This window comes from Pseudomonas sp. DCB_AW (genome assembly GCF_026240895.1).
Taxonomy (GTDB): Bacteria; Pseudomonadota; Gammaproteobacteria; order Pseudomonadales; family Pseudomonadaceae; genus Aquipseudomonas; species Aquipseudomonas kermanshahensis.
Genome location: NZ_JAPFCE010000062.1, coordinates 1 through 18,486, shown reverse-complemented (window position 1 = coordinate 18,486; position 18,486 = coordinate 1). Strand labels below are relative to the sequence as shown.

At 62.5% G+C, this 18,486-nt stretch carries 12 protein-coding genes; 5 read left to right on the top strand and 7 right to left on the bottom strand.

What is annotated here, in order from left to right; all coding sequences use genetic code 11:
- Positions 1-219: 219 nt before the first annotated feature.
- The 3 genes from betA to betI form a co-directional block, all read right to left on the bottom strand.
- Complete coding sequence (gene betA, locus OO306_RS22910; RefSeq protein ID WP_265969999.1) at positions 220-1,917, bottom strand: choline dehydrogenase; 1,698 nt, start codon at positions 1,915-1,917, stop codon at positions 220-222.
- Between the two features lie 77 nt (positions 1,918-1,994).
- A complete protein-coding gene (gene betB, locus OO306_RS22905) occupies positions 1,995-3,467 on the bottom strand; it encodes a betaine-aldehyde dehydrogenase (protein WP_027592371.1) in 1,473 nt (490 codons plus the stop codon).
- 38 nt (positions 3,468-3,505) lie between these two features.
- Positions 3,506-4,162 (bottom strand): transcriptional regulator BetI, encoded by a 657-nt coding sequence (gene betI / locus OO306_RS22900; protein ID WP_027592372.1) that lies wholly within the window; start codon positions 4,160-4,162, stop codon positions 3,506-3,508.
- Between the two features lie 535 nt (positions 4,163-4,697).
- Between betI and OO306_RS22895 the strand changes: the two genes are divergently transcribed.
- Both OO306_RS22895 and OO306_RS22890 read left to right on the top strand, forming a co-directional pair.
- Positions 4,698-6,644: a BCCT family transporter gene (locus tag OO306_RS22895; RefSeq protein WP_238215771.1), complete on the top strand. Its 1,947-nt coding sequence runs from the start codon at positions 4,698-4,700 to the stop codon at positions 6,642-6,644.
- Positions 6,645-7,050: 406 nt separating this feature from the next.
- Positions 7,051-11,712: a DUF6543 domain-containing protein gene (locus OO306_RS22890; RefSeq protein ID WP_265969997.1), complete on the top strand. Its 4,662-nt coding sequence runs from the start codon at positions 7,051-7,053 to the stop codon at positions 11,710-11,712.
- A 5-nt stretch (positions 11,713-11,717) separates the two neighbouring features.
- On the opposite strand, the gene OO306_RS22885 is transcribed toward OO306_RS22890, so the two are convergent.
- The 4 genes from OO306_RS22885 to gpmI form a co-directional block, all read right to left on the bottom strand.
- Entirely contained in the window at positions 11,718-12,485 is a 768-nt protein-coding gene (locus tag OO306_RS22885) for a divergent polysaccharide deacetylase family protein (protein ID WP_265969995.1), read from the bottom strand.
- Between the two features lie 8 nt (positions 12,486-12,493).
- The gene (locus tag OO306_RS22880; RefSeq protein WP_027592376.1) at positions 12,494-13,810 is read right to left on the bottom strand and encodes a S41 family peptidase; all 1,317 of its coding nucleotides are present in this window, start codon (positions 13,808-13,810) and stop codon (positions 12,494-12,496) included.
- Positions 13,811-13,912: 102 nt separating this feature from the next.
- Positions 13,913-15,217 (bottom strand): murein hydrolase activator EnvC, encoded by a 1,305-nt coding sequence (locus OO306_RS22875; protein ID WP_027592377.1) that lies wholly within the window; start codon positions 15,215-15,217, stop codon positions 13,913-13,915.
- Between the two features lie 206 nt (positions 15,218-15,423).
- Positions 15,424-16,959, bottom strand: a complete 1,536-nt coding sequence (gpmI, locus tag OO306_RS22870; RefSeq protein ID WP_027592378.1) for a 2,3-bisphosphoglycerate-independent phosphoglycerate mutase — start codon at positions 16,957-16,959, stop codon at positions 15,424-15,426.
- 206 nt (positions 16,960-17,165) lie between these two features.
- Between gpmI and OO306_RS22865 the strand changes: the two genes are divergently transcribed.
- Genes OO306_RS22865 through secB form a run of 3 tightly spaced genes read left to right on the top strand, consistent with a single transcriptional unit; the run spans position 17,166 to position 18,360 of the window.
- A complete protein-coding gene (locus tag OO306_RS22865) occupies positions 17,166-17,579 on the top strand; it encodes a rhodanese-like domain-containing protein (RefSeq protein WP_027592379.1) in 414 nt (137 codons plus the stop codon).
- Position 17,580: 1 nt separating this feature from the next.
- On the top strand, positions 17,581-17,835 hold the full coding sequence (gene grxC / locus OO306_RS22860) for a glutaredoxin 3 (protein ID WP_265969994.1): 255 nt from the start codon (positions 17,581-17,583) through the stop codon (positions 17,833-17,835).
- Positions 17,836-17,874: 39 nt separating this feature from the next.
- On the top strand, positions 17,875-18,360 hold the full coding sequence (gene secB, locus OO306_RS22855; protein ID WP_027592380.1) for a protein-export chaperone SecB: 486 nt from the start codon (positions 17,875-17,877) through the stop codon (positions 18,358-18,360).
- The last annotated feature ends 126 nt before the right edge of the window (positions 18,361-18,486 follow it).

Sequence of the window (18,486 nt, the reverse complement as noted above, 5' to 3'; positions counted from 1 at the left end):
GACTGGCAAGTCGCGTGCCAACTGATTCTAACCTGATGAATTGGCAGCATGTAAAGCGTTTCTGCAGATGAAAAAAAGGCACCGCGAGGGGTGCCTTCTTTTGTGTTGCCTGGGCGGGCCCTTTCGCGGGTAAACCCGCTCCCACAGGTACTGCACAGTTTTCAAGAACTGCGCGAACCCTGTGGGAGCGGCTTCAGCCGCGAAGAGGCCAGGGCTGGCTTACGCTTGCTTCACTTCACGCATCGGCTTGCCTTTGACCGGCGCACCGTTGGCCACGTAGTACTTGGCCGTGCTGCGCGGCAGTGGCTTGCGGTTGCGGATCTTGTCCGCGATTTTCTCGGCGATCATGATCGTGGTGGCGTTGAGGTTGCCCGTGATGATGATCGGCATGATCGACGCATCGACCACACGCAGGCCCTGCATGCCATGCACGCGGCCTTCACCATCGACCACCGCCATGTCGTCGGTGCCCATCTTGCACGAGCAGGACGGGTGGAAGGCGGTTTCGGCGTGCTCGCGGATGAACTTGTCCAGTTGCTCGTCGGTTTGTACGTCGGCGCCCGGGCTGATCTCGCGACCACGGTACGGGTCCAGCGCCGGCTGGGCCATGATTTCGCGGGTCAGGCGGATGCCGTCGCGGAATTCCTGCCAGTCCTGCTCGGTGGCCATGTAGTTGAACAGGATGCTCGGGTGCTGGCGTGGGTCTTTCGACTTGGCCTGGATGCGCCCACGGCTTGGCGAACGCATCGAACCCATGTGCGCCTGGAAGCCATGTTCCTTCACGCCATTGGAGCCGTTGTAGTTAATCGCGACCGGCAGGAAGTGGTACTGGATGTTCGGCCACTCGAATTCAGGGCGGGTGCGGATGAAACCACCGGCCTCGAACTGGTTGCTGGCGCCGATGCCGGTGCCATTGAACAGCCACTCGGCGCCGATGGCCGGTTGGTTCCACCACAGCAGCGACGGGTACAGCGACACCGGCTGGGTGCACGCGTACTGCAGGTACAGCTCGAGGTGGTCCTGCAGGTTTTCGCCAACGCCCGGCAGGTCATGCACGACCGGGATGTCGAGGCTTTCCAGCAGGGCGCGTGGGCCGACGCCGGAGCGCTGCAGCAGTTGCGGCGAAGCGATGGCGCCGGAGCTGACGATGACTTCCTTGCGGGCACGGGCTTCGACGCGCTCTTCGCTGTCGCCGACCAGGTAGGTCACGCCCACGGCACGCTTGCCGTCGAACAGCACGCGGTCGCTCAGGGCATGGGTGACGATGGTCAGGTTCGGGCGCTTCTTGGCCTGGTCCAGGTAGCCGCGCGCGGTGCTGGAACGGCGGCCGTTCTTGGTCACCGAACGGTCCATCGGGCCGAAGCCTTCCTGCTGGTAGCCGTTGAGGTCTTCGGTGCGCGGGTAACCGGCTTGCACGCCGGCCTCGACCATGGCGTGGAACAGCGGGTTGTTGCCAGCCTTGGGCGTGGCGACGCTGACCGGGCCTTCGCCACCGTGGTAGTCGTTGGGGCCGATGTCGCGGGTTTCCGCTTTGCGGAAGTACGGCAGGCAGTCCAGGTAGGTCCAGTCTTCCAGGCCTGGCAGTTCTGCCCAGCCGTCGAAGTCCATGGCGTTACCGCGGATGTAGCACATGCCGTTGATCAGCGAAGAGCCCCCCAGGCCCTTGCCGCGGCCACATTCCATGCGGCGGCCGTCCATGTGCGGCTCTGGGTCGGTCTCGTAGGCCCAGTTGTAGCGGCGGCCCTGCAGCGGGAAGGCCAGGGCGGCTGGCATCTGGGTGCGGAAGTCGAAGCGGTAGTCGGGGCCACCGGCTTCCAGCAGCAGTACGGTGACGCTGGCGTCTTCGGTCAGACGAGTGGCCAGGGTGTTACCGGCGGAACCTGCGCCGACGATGATGTAATCGAATTCTTGGGACATTTAAGTACCCTCGTTTGGCGGTGATCAGGGAGCGGGGAACGCCCGTGCGCGCTGGCACGGGCGTGACTACACGCGGTTTAGAAAACCGAGGAGTAGCCGCCCAGCTCGACCTGGACCGACTTGATGCGCGTGTATTGAGCCAGCGAGCTGATACCGTTTTCACGGCCAACGCCCGACTGCTTGTAGCCACCGACCGGCATTTCGGCCGGCGATTCACCCCAGGCGTTGATCCAGCAGATGCCGGCTTCAAGCTTGTGGATGATGCGGTGGGCACGGGTGATGTCGTTGGTGCACACGCCCGCGGCCAGGCCGTATTCGGTGTCGTTGGCGCGGCGGATGACTTCTTCTTCGGTCTCGTAGCTGAGGATGCTCATCACCGGGCCGAAGATTTCTTCCTTGACGATGGTCATGTCGTCGGTGCAGTCGGTGAACACGGTCGGGGCCACGAAGGCACCCTTGGCGAAGTCACCTTCGGTCAGACGCTCGCCACCGCACAGTACGCGGGCACCTTCTTCTTTACCCTTGGCGATGTAACCCAGCACGCTTTCCATGTGCTGGAAGCTGACCAGTGGGCCGAAGTTGGTGTTTTCGTCTTCCGGGTTGCCGGCACGGATGCGGGCAACGCGCTCGGCGATCTTGGCTTCGAAGGCGGCTTTCAGCTCGGCAGGGATGAACACGCGGGTGCCGTTGGTGCACACCTGGCCGGAGCTGTAGAAGTTGGCCATCATCGCGATGTCGGCGGCCTTGTCCAGGTCGGCGTCGGCGCAGATGATCAGTGGCGACTTGCCGCCCAGTTCCATGGTCACTTCCTTGAGCGAGGAGCTCGAGGCGCTGGCCATGACTTTCTTGCCGGTGGTGGTGCCGCCGGTGAAGGAGACTTTTTCGATGCGCGGGTGCTCGGTCAGCCAGGTGCCGACTTCGCGGCCGCTGCCGGTCAGCACGTTGAACACGCCATCAGGCAGGCCGGCTTCGGTGTAGATCTCGGCCAGTTTCAGGGTGGTCAGCGAGGTGACTTCCGACGGTTTGAAGATCATCGCGTTGCCAGCGGCCAGGGCTGGGGCGGATTTCCACAGGGCGATCTGGATCGGGTAGTTCCACGCGCCGATACCGACAGTCACGCCCAGCGGCTCGCGGCGGGTGTAGACGAAGGAGCTTTCACGCAGCGGGATCTGCTCGCCTTCGATGGCCGGCACCAGGCCTGCGTAGTACTCCAGCACGTCGGCGCCGGTGACGATGTCGACGTAGCGGGTTTCGGAGTACGACTTGCCGGTGTCCAGGGTTTCCAGCTGAGCCAGCTCATCGTTGCGCTCGCGCAGGATGTCGACGGCGCGGCGCAGGATGCGCGAACGCTGCATGGCGGTCATCGCAGCCCAGACTTTCTGGCCACGCTCGGCGCTTTCGACGGCTTTTTCGACGTCGGCCTGAGTGGCACGTTGCACGTGCGCGAGGACTTCGCCGTTGGCCGGGTTGATGGCCTCGAAGGTGGCATCGCTGCCAGCGTCGACATAACCACCATCAATGTAGAGTTTTTGCGTTCCGAAACGGGCCATAGTGTCCTCGCAAGTGCAGTGTGTGGTTGGCTAGCGCGTCACGCTCCTGCCGGGTTGGCAACGGCCGTGCGCGGTGGTTCAGAAGCCTGGTCGGTTGTGCCCAGGGACTGCTGTTTAGCCAGTTGTAGATCCATGTATTCGTAAGCGATTCGTATCGCCTGGTCGGTGTCGAAAGCATCTCCCGACAACGCGCCACGCAGCCATAGGCCGTCGATCAGGGCCGCCAGCCCGCGGGCTGCCTTGCGCGCATGGTAAAGCGGCAGGACGCGGCGGAACTGACAGCATAGGTTGGAGTACAAGCGGTGATCGTTGATCCGCTGCAACCTGTGCAAATCGGGCTGGTGCATGCTGGACGCCCAGAAGGCCAACCAGGTTTTCATTGCCGGGCCGTTCACCTGGCTGGCATCGAAGTTGCCCTCGATGATCACTTTCAGGTGGGCACGCGGGCTGTCGTCCGTCAGTGCCTGGCGCCGTGCTGCAACGCCTTCGTTGAGCATGTTCATGATGTAACCCATCGTCGCTGCAATCAGGCCGTTCTTGTCCCGAAAGTAGTGACTGATGATGCCGTTCGACACGCCGGCCAAACGGGCAATGAGCGCAATGCTGGCATCTCCCAGCCCCACCTGATCGACCGCTAGCAGGGTGGCTTCGATCAATTGTTGGCGGCGGATGGGTTGCATACCGACCTTGGGCATCTTGCATTCTCCTCAGGCCTGACAAGCAGACGACAAGCGGCTGACTCGGCGAAGGCCAGTCTATTTTGTTTTGATTGAACGTTCAATCAATAAAGAATAAGCTCTGCGACAATTTGTGCCATTGACAGTTTTTCAGGCTGTTTCGAGCGCACGGATTGACACCCCAGGAAATCGCGTAACCCCCGGAATACAAGGCGTTGACGGGCATGTGCGATGCGAAATGCAGATTCTGCCGAACGGTCATCGACCTGCGGCAGGCCCTTGGAGCGGGCGGGGTGCTCTGTGACGAATGCGCGCACCACGGTGTTGGATGCGGCGTTTTTTGCAGACCACCTGTCTGTTTTTTTGCAACGTATCGATTCGGGATCACGGTTTCCAGGGTGCTTTTATAACACCTGACGCAGTGGGGGTATTCCACCAATTGCTCGGGAAAAGACTGATTAGCCTCCACAGCCGTACTGCCCGGAGCATTCGTGCAATGAGTTCTGCCTCCCTTACCAAACCCCCCGCCGAGAGGGTCCGGGTCAATAGCGTCGTGTTCTACACCTCGGCGTTGCTGATCCTTGCGTTGACTGCCTTGCTTATCGCTGTACCCGAAACTGCAGGCCAAGTGCTGGGCGTGGCCCAGAAGTGGCTGACGCGCACTTTCGGCTGGTACTACATGCTGGTGATCTGCGGATACCTGGTGTTCGTCGTTTACCTGGCCTTCTCCGACTACGGCAAGCTCAAGCTGGGTGGCAAGGATGACCAGCCCGACTTCAGCTACGGCGCCTGGGCCGGCATGCTGTTCTCGTCCGGTATCGGTATTTCGCTGCTGTACTTCGGCGCTTCCGAGCCGCTGGACCACTATTTCAACCCACCGGAAGGCACGCCCGCCAGCCTCGAAGCCGCGCGCCAGGGCCTGCAGCTGACCTTCCTGCACTGGGGCCTGCACGGCTGGGCGATCTACGCCCTGGTCGGCCTGGCCGTGGGTTACTTCGCCTACCGCCACAACCAGCCGCTGGCACTGCGCTCGGCGCTGTATCCGCTGGTGGGTGAGCGTTGGGTCAAGGGCGCTGCCGGCAATGCCGTGGACATATTCGGCATGTTCGTCACCCTGCTGGGCTTGGTCACCAACCTGGGGATCGGCTCGATGCAGGTGTCTTCGGGCCTTGAGTACCTGTTCGGCATGGACCACAGCAAGACCAACTTGCTGGTGGTCATCCTGGTCATGGCCGGCGTTGCTACCGTGGCCGCAGTGTCGGGCGTGGAAAACGGCATCCGCCGTCTGTCCAACCTGAACATCATCCTGTTCAGCGGCCTGTTGATTTTCGTGCTGCTGGGCGGCGAGACCCTGCACCTGCTCAATGGCTTCGTGCAGAACGTCGGCGACTACCTCAATGGCATCGTGCTGAAGACCTTCGACCTGTACGTCTACGAAGGCGAGGCGGGCAAGTCTGAGCGCTGGTTGGGCCTGTGGACCGTGTTCTACTGGGCCTGGTGGATTTCCTGGGGCCCGTTCGTCGGCATGTTCATTGCCCGTATCTCCAAGGGCCGTACCGTGCGCCAGCTGGTCATGGGCGTGCTGCTGATCCCGCTGGGCTTCACCCTGGCCTGGCTGTCGATCTTCGGCAACACCGCGCTGGACCTGGTGATCAACCAGGGCGCCGTGGAGCTGGGCAAGACGGCCCTTGAGCAGCCGTCGATGTCGATCTACCAGCTGCTGGAATACTTCCCGGCCGCCAAGATCGTGATCGGTGTGGCGGTGTTCGTCGGCTTCGTGCTGTTCCTCACCCCGGCGGACTCCGGCGCGGTGATGATGGCCAACCTGTCGTGCAAAGGCGGCAAGGTTGATGAAGATGCCCCGCACTGGATGGTGGTGTTCTGGTCGGTGATCATCACCCTGGTCACCATCGGCCTGCTGTTCGCCGGCAACTTCGAAGCCATGCAGACCATGGTGGTGCTGGCGGGCCTGCCGTTCTCGGTGGTGCTGGTGCTGTTCATGTTCGGCTTGTACAAGGCCATGAAGCAGGACGTTGCGGTCGAGCAGGAGCGCTCCGAACTGGCCGCCCGTGGCCGCCGCGGCTTCAGCGAGCGCCTGACCCAGCTGGAACTGCAGCCGACCCAGGCTGTGGTGCAGCGCTTCATGGACAAGCAGGTCAGCCCGGCCCTGAAAGAAGCGGCCGAGCAACTGCGCACCCTGGGCTTCGAGGTTGAAACCCGTGTGGGCCAGTCGCGCAACATGATGGGCCTGCGGGTGATGATGGAAGAGGGCAACCCCTTCGTCTATGAAGTGAGCCTGGACGGCTACCTGGCCGCGCCGAGCGAGGCGCCGGTCGAGGGCGAGCCGCAAGTGCAACAGCGCTTCTACCGCGCCGAGGTGTACCTGCACGATGGCAGCCAGGAGTACGACCTGATGGGCTTCGCGCCGGAGCAGATCGTGCGTGATGTGCTCGACCAGTTCGAGAGCCATCGCCAGCTGCTGGGGCGTGTGTACAGCTGATCGTTGTGAAAAGGGCCCTGCTGAACAGCAGGGCTTTTTTTTGGTTGTGCTTGTCGCTGGATCTTATGCGCCTTTGAGATCGAGCGCCGCCCGCGCGGCGCTTCGCAGCACAAGGCTGCTCCCACATCTGTTTCGGGCCAATGAGTCCTGAGACAGAGGCGCGCGGACCTTTGGCGTCCACCTCGATATCGTGCGGAACAAACAAGGCGGTCGCGCGCGCAGGTACAGGCATAACTGGCCCGAAACAGATGTGGGAGCAGCCTTGTGCTGCGAAGCGCCGCGCGGGCGGCGCTCGATTTGCGCACCACCACAAAACCCAAGACAAGCACTTGCCCTGCAATAAGTAGCACCAGGTGGCAGAGCTTGCGCGACAGGCTTCCAGCTCATTTACCTGGAGTGCCTTCGTATGACCCCCTCGGACGCATCGACATTCGATTTCAAGCGAGCCGCTGCCCGGCAGTTTGCCGCCCGTCCCACGCTACGCCAGGTCGCCAGCGACCAACTGCTCACGTTATTGCTGGCAGAGCTGCCATGGCTGGCCTCGGTACAGCCTGCATTGCTGTCTGCTGATGTGCTCACACTGGACAGCCCGGACCCGTCCACACCCTATTGGTCCACTCAGCCGCTGGTTGATCGTGTACTGCAGGCCATGCTCGAGTCGCGCTTTCTTGATTTGGAGCCCGTCGAAGGCCGCCATCATAACCTCGGCCTTGTTGATCCTCACCGCTTTGCCGGCTCCGACAACGTGCTCGACACCCGCCAACTCAGCGGCCTGAGCGAACCGCTCAATGACCTGATCGAGCAACTGCCGCAGCTTTTTTGCCAGGCACAGCTCGGCTTTTGGGCGAGCGCCGGGAGTACCGGTGCAAGCCGTGATCATTGGCTGCAGTTGCTGTTGAGCACGGCCCTGTTGCGCGGCCTGCCCTTGCAAGGCTTGGATGCCCAGGAGCAGGCCTGCATCCGCGGCCTGATCCGCGGCGGTGCCGACCAGCCCACGGCGAGCTTCGTGCAGGTCCAGCTGACCCAGGGTTTGCGTGAATCGGAACAATGGCTTAGCCATTTGCTGGTGACAGGTGAGTGGGATGAGCGGCAGGTGGTGCTCTGGTGCGCGCCATCTGGCGAGGTGCGTGGCTTTGCCTCGCTGGCCGCTTTCGCCTTGGCCCTGCGTGATGACCTGGCGCAGCGCTACAGCTTCGATGCCATGTCTTGGCGGCATTATCCGGTTGAGGGCAATGTATTCGCACAGCAGGTGTCGGCGTTGCTGGAGAAGCTGTTCACTCAGGTGGACCGGGTGAGCTACCGCCGCCTGGAAGATGTCGCCGCGCTGGAGCATCTGTTCGCCCAGATCAGTGACCCCGCGCAGTGGTTCGACAGCTACCCGGACGATACCCCGGCGGTCAAGACCCCACCGGCGTTGTCGACCAGCTCTGGAAGCGATAGCGTGGCCTACCGTGCGGGGCTGTTGCAGCTGGCAGTCGATCAGCTCGACGCCGAAGGGGTTGGCGCCATGGACGGCATCCTGAGCCTCAGGGATTACACCCGCCAGCGGCTCACTGAGCAAATGCAATCCGCTCACGCGCAGGCTGTCTCCCCGGATGACCTGCTGATCGAATTCTTCGTGGCGTTGGGTATTCCCGGAGGCGCAGGAACGGGCGCAGGCGGGGGCGAGCCGGTGGCGCTCGAAGGCAGCAAGACGCTGACTGAGTTCGCCATTGGCAACCTCGGAACGCTCAGCAATGCCTCTATCCGGCGCATTCAGCGCGCCGACGGTTCTGCTGCCCCAGCCTGGCTGGATGCCGATGCTGCCAGTCGATTGGTGAGCCAGATTGATGTCGGTGGCAACTATCCCGCCTATGTCGCCCGTCAACTGGACGACCCGTTGCAGCGTGCACAGCGCGTCCGGCGCTTTGCCCGGGAGTGGCGCAACGCCCTGCGTTTCAGCGCATTGAGCGCCAAGCTTGATGGCAAGATCACGGAAGCTGGGCTGCAGTGCGTCGTTGATTTCTGTGCAGGCCATTTCGACCGGCAAACACCCCGTATGACCCTGATGCCGCTGACCTTTCGACGCCAGCCGCATTCCCACCAAAAGGACCTCGTTCGCGGCATGTATGTGCTGTTCTGTGCCAAGCCTGAGCTGGTGCTGCTGTACCGGCCTTTATACCCGCAGGACACCCTTCGTGAATATTCGACCCTGGCCGCGTTACTCGCTCACATCCAGGAGTCCACGCTGCTGCAAGCGAGTATTTTGGACTGGCTGAACCCGCAGGTCCGCCATATTTACGACCATGGCGGGTTCCATGAACCGCACGTCTCCAGTATTGGCATCGACCCGTCCAGCCTGCCCGAGCGCCCTGAGCCGCCAGTCATCGAGCCGGTCTTCTGGGCCACCGCTATCAATGAAAGGTTGTACAACGCCAACCGTGATCTGCTTATCGAACTAGCGGACATGCAATCCACCTCGAATGCCGAGCGGCGTTGGGAAACCCTGTCCCAAGGCGCCTGGCTGCTGTTCGATGTGGTGTCGTTGGCGCTGCGTGGCCCGGTGGCCAGTGTGGCGTGGCTGGTGCAACTGATCACCTCGCTTGAGAATGACCTGCTGGCGCTTGAGCAGGGCGGCGAGTTCGACCGGCCCGCCGCTGTTTCAGATCTGTTGCTGAACTTGAGCATGGTATTGCTGCATGCGCGGCAGCCGGCTCCGCACGCTGCCACGATCGGAACATCTCCCAACGTTTCGGCGTTCGATGGGCCCGCCCTGCAGCGAGGGGCTTTTGCCGAGGTCTCGGTGGCCCCCTCTGACGGAGGGGCTGCGGGAATCGGTGAGCTGGCAGCACTGCCGCAACGCCGGTTGGATCTGTCATGGCGTGGCAATCAGGGGTTCAATTGGCTTGCGCCTGAGCAGCGGCATGCGCTGCGCGCCATGCGTACGGGTGTGTTGCTACCCGACTCGGCATTGCAGGTCGCGGGCGAGACCGCAGGCCTGTATCAGGTCGACGGGCGTCTGTACGCGGCCATAGATGCCGATGCTTACCGTGTTGAAGTGGTCGACGACGGTGTGCGGGTGGTCGATGGCAAGGGTGGCTACGGCCCATGGTTGAGCTATGTACAAGGCGTTTGGCGTATCGATGGTTCGCTTCGTCTCGCTGGCGGGATGAGGCGGAACATCGCCGATCGCTTCCACAAGCTCCACGCTACTGTTGCCAAACTTAATGCGCAGGTCAGAGCAGCAACGCTACGCTTTGCCGAGGCCGGCTTCAGCATTCCGGTTTTGCGAGAAAAGGTCACAAAGCTGGGTGAATTGTTGGAAACAGAGCGGGCCAAGCTGGGGCTGGCCACCACAGACAGCGAGCAGGCCGCGTCCAGGGAAATGATTGGCCGGTACGAAGCGCGTCAAGCCGAATGGGGTGCGCAAATTCGTAGCAGGCGCATTGAAGCGGTAAAGCAGGTTGAAGAGGTCGTTCGGGACTGCCAGGAGATTCTTCGCACTATCGAGACCATGTTCGAACCCAAATATGCCCGCGAACGGCGAGCGGGGGTGGAAGCGGACCTGACAGAGCAGCGGCGTGAGGTTCAGCTCAGCCTGATCCGCAACAGCGACTTCATCCTCAGTGAGCTCTGGGATCTGGCGGATTACCCGGCGCTGACCAGTATGCAACAGCGCCTTCATGGGCAGCCTGTGCAACAAGTGCTTGAAACCTATCAGGCTTTTCGCCGCAAGCTCGAAGGCGTCGTGGGGCTTCAGGACCGCATGCTGGCTACATTCGAACATCTCGACGAGCTATTGGTCGAGGTGCCGGGCCAGGAGATCATCAGCAATCCCTCCGAACCGGAAAGCCGCAGCGTTGATTCACTAATTGCCAAGCGTACGTTCAGCACCGTTCAGTTCCGTTTCCATCAGGTGTTGAACCTTGCCGATCTGGCCTTACACCTGGATAACATCAATGGTCAGCGCACAATCAACGTATTCCGGGAGGAGCTGTCGGGGCTGTCACTGCGCAACGCGGCGGGTGCCCACGGTGAACTCGACTTCGCCAACCTGCCGCTCGAAGACCGCATCACCATCTTGCAGGAGGCATGGGACGAATACGCAGCTGCGCTGGTCAACAGCTTGCGAATTCGCGAAACGGGTGGGGCGTTGATCGAGGTTTCGATGCTGGACCGCTACCGGACGGAGTTGGAGAAGCTCAAGCGTGATGCAGGGCGTCGGCTGGTCGCGTTGATCAAGGAGCAGGAAGGTGCCCGTGCGCCTGACGCGCGCTTGCCCTACATCATCTCCAGCGAGCCGCAGCGGGCGGTGCGTAACGCGGAAGGGCAGATACTGATCGGCAAAAGAGAGCTCGATGCTGATGGTCAGGCGGTGTATCAGGTGCGTGATCCGTTCAGTGACGCGGTGTTGGCCACCTTTGATTGGAGGGACGGCCAATGGCATGAGCGAAGCCGCGAGCCAGCGCCGGTCGCACCCGAGGCTGCCTCGACTGATACGGCGTTTCGGGTGCAGGCGCTGCTGGATGAGAACGATCAGCTTCTGTTGAGGGCCGACGAATACGTGGTGAATGACCTTAAAGGCACGTTACTTGCGCGCCTGTTTGATCTTCAGATAGACAAGCTGGGGCAGGCCGCGACGTCATTGGGCGAGGAGGGCGCCAACGCCGCCCTCATAAGACGCCTGGAGGTCGCCTCGGACCAGATGCGCTCGGAAAAAAACCTCAAGCTGACCATGCTGTACACCGACACGCGCTACCCCAGCGCTGAAGCGTTACGTTTTCTGCATGAACAGAACCTGATCAAGGTGCAGTACGTCGCCCCGCGCCAAGTCATGGCCAATGGCAGCACCTTCGACGAGTACAAGATCATGCGTCTGGCGCAACCAGGTGCCGCATCAGGCCGGCCGTTGTGGGCCGCACACTTCCACATGCCTGCCGCCGACGCGCTGGCGCGTGACTTCACGTTGGGCCATTTGAAAACCTGGAGCCAGCGTCGCTTGAGTGGGCGCGAGGAAGGCTCAACCCAGCGGGTGCACAGAGGCAAGCTCACCCTGGAACAGGCGCGCGGCATCATCCCGTTCGATTGAGGCGTTCAGCGGTTGCTGTATCGGCCATGTTTGCCGTGGGCAGGCATGGCCTGGTTGCCGCGCTCGGCAATCATCTGCTTGAGCCCGATCAGTTCAACGCCTTGGCTTCTCAGGCGCGGGATTTCTCGCGCCAGCACTTCGAGGGTCTGCGGGTACGGGTGGCCGATCAACACGGCCGAGCCTTGCTTGCGGGCCATCGTGATACCCAGCTGCAGTTGCCCGGCAATGGCTTCGGGGGTGCGCACGTCATCCAGGAACACATCCCGCGACACGTGTGCTACATCCTGCGCCTGAGCTTCGGCGGCGGCCACCGTGGCGGCACTGGTCCGGCTGTCGACGAAGAACAAGTGGCGGCGCTGCAGTTCGCCCATCAGCCAGGTCATGGCTTCGCGTTGGGCGGTCATGCGGCTGCCCATGTGGTTGTTGATGCCGGCCGCGTACGGCACCTTGGCCAAGGCCGCGTCGAGCCGGCTGGCCAGTTCGGGCAGCGGTAGCCCGGGGTGCCAGGCATAGGGGCCGGTAGCCGGGTCCATGGGCATGTGCAGGATCACCGTCTTGTGGGCTTTGTGTGCCTGGCGGGCGAAATCGCTGGCGTGCGGGGTGTCGGGCATGATTGCCATGGTGACCGGGCCGGGCAGGGCGAGCGTGCGGCTGTCACGCTCGGTGCTCTGGCCCAGGTCGTCGATGATGATGCTCATGTAGGCCTTGCTGGCCGGCGCCGCTTGGGCGACGCCGACTAACAGGCAGCACAGCAGACACAGCAGATACCGCATGAGCGCGATCATTTACCCGAGGTGATGTTCAAGCCCTTGAGCAGGCTCAGGGCCTGGCTCAGCTGGAAGTCATCGTCCTGCGGGCGTTCCTTGCGCTTGCTGCTGCCGGTCGGGCGCTCGGCGCCGCCGTTGCCGTTGCCCAGGTGGCCCTGCAGGTCGGCTTCCTTGAAGTTGTCGGTATCGATTTCGGCAGTGAGTTTGGCCGGGCGCACTTCGATGTCCGGCACGATGCCCTGGGCTTGGATCGAGCGGCCGTTGGGGGTGTAGTACAGCGCAGTGGTGAGCTTCAGGGCGCGGTCGTTGGCCAGCGGCAGCACGGTTTGCACCGAGCCTTTGCCGAAGCTGTCGGTGCCCATCAGCACGGCGCGCTTCTGGTCTTGCAGGGCGCCAGCGACGATTTCAGACGCCGAGGCGCTGCCGCCGTTGATCAGCACCACCAATGGCACGCCTTCGCTGGCGTCGGCCGGGTCGGCAGAGAAGCGCAGCTCGGAGTTGGCGATACGGCCCTTGGTGTAGACGATCAGGCCCTTGGTCAGGAAGTGGTCGGCCACTTCGACCGCCGACTGCAGCACGCCGCCGGGGTTGTTGCGCAGGTCGAGCACCACCCCGCGCAGCTTCTTGCCATTGTCCTTGCGCAGCTTGGCCAGGGCCTTGCCCACCTCGTCGCCGGTCTTGACCTGGAACTGGGTGATGCGGATGTAGCCGTAGTCGTTTTCCAGCAGCTGGCTTTTCACGCTCTTGACCTGGATCACCGCGCGGGCGAGGGTCACGTCGAACGGGTTGCCGCCATCGCGGACCAGGGTCAGGGTGATTTTTTCGCCGACCTTGCCGCGCATCTTGTCCACGGCTTCGGTCATGGTCTGGCCGCGGGTCGGGGCGCCGTTGATCTTGACGATCAGGTCACCGGCCTGCACGCCAGCCCGGGAGGCGGGGGTGTCATCGATGGGCGAGACCACCTTGATGAAGCCGTCTTCCTGGCCCACTTCAATACCCAGGCCACCAAATTCGCCGCTGGTGCTCTCTTGCAGCTCCTGGAAGTCCTCGGGGCCGAGGTAGGCCGAGTGCGGGTCAAGGTTGCTGAGCATGCCCTTGATGGCGTTTTCCAGCAGGGTCTTGTCGTCCACCGGCTCAACGTAAGCGGCCTTGATGCGGTCCATGACCTCGGCGAAGGTGCGCAGCTCCTCCAGCGGCAGCGGCGCCTTGGCCGTCACCTCGGTAGCTGGCACCGCTGCTGGCTTGGCCGGCTCTGCGGCAATGGCCAGGGGCGCGCCGACCGCCAGGGCGATGGACAGGGCCAGCTGGGTGAGACGAGGCGAGTGCAGCATGTCGAACGAACTCCTGATCCTGAAGGCGCTCCGTGAGGAGCATCGGCGCAGCATTCAGGCTACGCCGTAAAAAGGTGAACTGGGTTGTTTTTCGGACAAACCCTAGCCTCTGCACCACTGCGACGGGTCGGTAGGCCGGCCCTGCTGGCGGATGGCGAAGTACAAGCCTGCGCTGTCCTGGCCACCGCTGTCACCCACGGTGGAGATGGCTTCGCCGGCCTTGACGATGTCACCGGCGCTCTTGAGCAGGCTCTGGTTGTGGCCGTACAGGCTCAGGTAACCATTACCATGGTCGAGAATCACCAGAAGTCCAGCGCCGCGCAACCAGTCGGCAAACACCACACGGCCGCCGTGTACGGCGCGTACTTGCGTGCCGGGGTTGGCGCTGATCATCACCCCGTCCCATTTGGCCCGGGCGTCACTGCCGCGTGCATCGCCGAAGCGTGCCAGCAATCGACCATTGACGGGCCACGGAAGTTTGCCCCGTGCAGCAGAAAAAGCGCCGCCGTAGTTGGCGCCATCGCTGGAAACCATCGGGCCCAGGGTGGTGCGGGCTTTTTTCGGTGGCTCGACCGGCTCGCGGGCTTCTTCGCGCGCAGCGGCGGCGGCCAGGGCTTCCTGCTGGCGGCGTTTTTCCGCCTCTTGCTGGGCCAGCAGGGCTTTCTTGCGCGCCTCCTCTGCCTCGCGGGCCTGGCGTGCCAGGGTTTCCTCGATGGTCTTGAGTACTTTGCCAAGGTCGGCCTGGTCCTGCTCGCGGGCCTGCAGCTTCTGGTCGCGGTCTTTCATGTCGTTGTTGAGCTTGGCCAGTACTTGCTGGCGCTTGCTGCGCTCGGTCTCGAGGGCCTGGCGGCGGCTGTCGAGGTCGGCGCGCTGGGCCAGCAGTTGCTCCTGCTGGCGGGCGATGTCCTGCTCGACGTTGGCCAACTGGCGCAGGGTCTCGTTGAAGGTGCGCAGTTGCTCCAGGCGCGCCTTGCTCAGGTAATCGTAATAGGTGAGGGTGCGGGCGAATTTCTCGGGGTTCTGCTGGTTGAGCAGCAGCTTGAGGTATTCCTCGCGGCCGTTCTGGTAGGCCGAGCGGGCCTGGATGGCGATCAGCCGTTGTTGTTCAACGCGGGCGCTCTGGAGTTTTTTTTTCTCGGTATCAAGGCGCTCCAGCTCGCCCTCGGTCTTTTTTAGTTCTTGTTGCAGAGCCTCCACCTGTTTCTCGAGGTTGCCGATGTCGGTCTCGGTGGACTTGAGGTCTTTCTGCACGCCGGATTTCTCTTCCTGGAGCTTGCCCAGCATCTTTTTGAGCTCGGCGATGTCCTGGCGGGTGGCGTCCAGTTGTTGCTGGGTCTGTGCGCGCTCATCGGCAAATGCCGGGCTGAGCAGGCAAGACAGGGCGAGTAGGATCAGGGCGCGGAGCATGGGGTTGGGCGTACCAGGGATGGAGACTGGCCTAGTATGCCCGCGCGAGCCTGCAAAAAAAACGCCTCGCGGCAGATGCGGCGAGGCGTTTGTCTGGAAACCTTGAATCTGGGGCCGCTTTGCGGCCCATTCGCAGCGCAAGGCTGCTCCTACAGGCGGTGCGCAGGCCATTGTAGGAGCAGCCTTGTGCTGCGAATGAAGGCAACTCAGGCGTCGATCAGGATCGACGTCCCGGTCATTTCCACAGGCTTTTCCAGCCCCAGCAGTTTCAGCATGGTCGGCGCCACGTCGGCCAGCACGCCGCCTTCGCGGACCTTGACCTTGCGCTTGCCCACATAGATGAACGGCACTGGCTCGGTGGTGTGCGCGGTGTGCGCTTGGCCGGTGCAGGCGTCTTCCATTTGCTCGACGTTGCCGTGGTCGGCGGTGATCAGCGCTTCACCGTCGACTTTATCCAGCGCCTCGACGATACGCCCAACACAGGTATCCAGCGCTTCGACGGCCTTGACCGCGGCCTCGAACACGCCCGTGTGGCCGACCATGTCGCCGTTGGCGTAGTTGACGATGATCACGTCGAAACGCTGTTGCTCGATGGCTTCGACGATGCGGTCGGTGACTTCCGGCGCGTTCATTTCCGGTTGCAGGTCGTAGGTGGCGACCTTCGGCGACGGGATCAGGATGCGCTCTTCGCCTTCGAACGGCTCTTCACGGCCGCCCGAGAAGAAGAACGTGACGTGCGCGTACTTTTCGGTCTCGGCGATGCGCAGCTGGGTCTTGCCGTTCTTGGCCAGGTATTCGCCCAGCACGTTGTCCAGGCTGGACGGTGCAAAGGCTGCTGGCGCCGGGATTTTTGCCGAATACTGGGTCAGGCCGATGTAGGCCGCCATCTTCGGCAGGCGCGCACGCGGGAATTCGTTGAAGTCCGGCTCGACGAAGGCACGCGACAGTTCGCGGGCGCGGTCGGCGCGGAAGTTCATGAAGATCACTGCGTCGCCGTCTTCGACCTTGACCGCCTCGCCAATGCGCGTGGCTTTGACGAACTCGTCGTTTTCTTCACGGGCGTAGGCGGCTTCAAGGCCGGCCAGGGCGGTGTCTGCGGTATAGTCGGCGACGCTGTCGACGATCAGGTTGTAGGCCGCGGCAACGCGGTCCCAACGGTTGTCGCGGTCCATGGCGAAGTAGCGGCCGATGAGGCTGGCGATGCGGCCCTTGCCCAGCTTGGCGAAGGTCTTGTCGAGCAGCTCGATGGACGACTCGGCGCTGCGCGGCGGCGTGTCGCGGCCGTCGAGGAAGGCGTGCAGGTAGATTTTTTCGGCGCCACGCTGTGCGGCCAGTTCGGCCATCGCGATCAGATGGTCCTGGTGGCTGTGCACGCCGCCGTCGGACAGCAAACCGAGGATGTGCACGGCCTTGCCGGCACCGACAGCCTTGTCCACCGCGCCGGTGAGCACCGGGTTGCTGAAGAACTCGCCATCACGAATAGCCTTGGTGACCCGGGTGAAGTCCTGGTAGACGACGCGGCCGGCACCGAGGTTCATGTGGCCGACTTCGGAGTTGCCCATCTGCCCGTCTGGCAGGCCGACATCCATGCCTGAACCGGAGATCAAGCCGTGCGGCTGACTGGCGCGCAGGCGGTCATAAACCGGTGTGTTGGCGGCATAGATGGCGTTGTATTCGGGGCTTTCGCTGTGGCCGAAGCCATCCAGAATGATCAGGACCAGGGGTTTGGGCGTACTCGTCATCAATCAAACTCACGGTTGTTCAAAGATGATAAAGACACGCATTTTAGGGCAAATGCGCCATCAACGGCGAATATTCGTCCCATCCCCCGACCGGCGCAGCCACCGCGCCAGGGCAAAGCTGCTTTTCTGGCCGGCCAGTCGGGCTTTGGTGGTCATGGGGGGCTGTGTATACTGGCCGGCATTTTCAATCGCCTGGAACACCGCTGATGGTTGCTCACCTGATTCAATTCGCGACAGATCACTACATCCTGGTTGCGATCTTCGTTGTTCTGCTGGTCCTGCTGCTCATCAATGAAGTCCGCCGTGGCGGCCAGAGCCTGAGCAATGGCCAGTTGACTGCCCTGGTCAACGCTGACAAGGCCCTGGTCATTGACATCCGCACCGCCAAGGAATATTCCGCGGGCCACATCGTGGGTGCCGTGAACATCCCGCAGGACAAGCTGGTCAGCCGTATGGCCGAGCTGGAAAAGCACAAAGAGAAGACCCTGATCATCGTCGATGCGATGGGCCAGCAGTCCGGCACGCTCTGCCGCGAGCTGCTCAAGGCTGGTTACAACGCCGCCAAGCTGAGCGGTGGCGTTTCCAGCTGGAAAGCCGATAACCTGCCCCTGGTGAAGTGATATGAAGCCCGTCATCGTTTATTCCAGCGACTACTGCCCCTACTGCATGCGCGCCAAATACCTGCTCGAGAGCAAGGGCGTTGCGTTCGAGGAAATCAAGGTCGACGGCAAACCGCAGGTTCGCGCCGATATGAGCCAGAAGGCCGGCCGTACGTCGGTGCCACAGATCTGGATCGGCAGCACCCATGTCGGTGGATGCGATGACCTCTATGCCCTGGAGCGCGCCGGCAAGCTCGACGCGCTGCTGGCGGCCTGATTTGCACTGCATTCAAAAACATTAGGATAAGGATCTGCCATGACTGACCAACAGACCAACGGCGCAGCTGCCGAAGACAACAGCCCTCAGTTCTCCCTGCAGCGCATCTACGTGCGTGACCTGTCGTTCGAGGCCCCGAAAAGCCCGCAGATCTTCCGCCAGCAGTGGGAGCCGAGCGTTGCCCTGGACCTGAACACCAAGCAGAAAGCCCTGGAAGGCGACTTCCATGAGGTGGTGCTGACCCTGTCGGTGACCGTCAAGAACGGTGACGAAGTGGCCTTCATCGCTGAAGTGCAGCAGGCCGGCATCTTCCTGATCGCCAACCTCGACGCTTCGTCGATGAGCCACACCCTCGGCGCGTTCTGCCCGAACATCCTGTTCCCGTACGCCCGTGAGACCCTGGACAGCCTGGTCACCCGCGGTTCGTTCCCAGCGCTGATGCTGTCGCCGGTCAACTTCGACGCCCTGTACGCGCAAGAGCTGCAGCGTATGCAGGAAGCGGGCGAGACGCCGACCGTTCAGTGATGACGGGCGGTTAGTAAACAGGCGACCTACGGGGTCGCCTTTTTATTGCTCTGTTGCCTGGCCCGGCCTCTTCGCGGGCAAGCCCGCTCCTACAGGGGTACTACTAAAACCTGTGGGAGCGGGCTT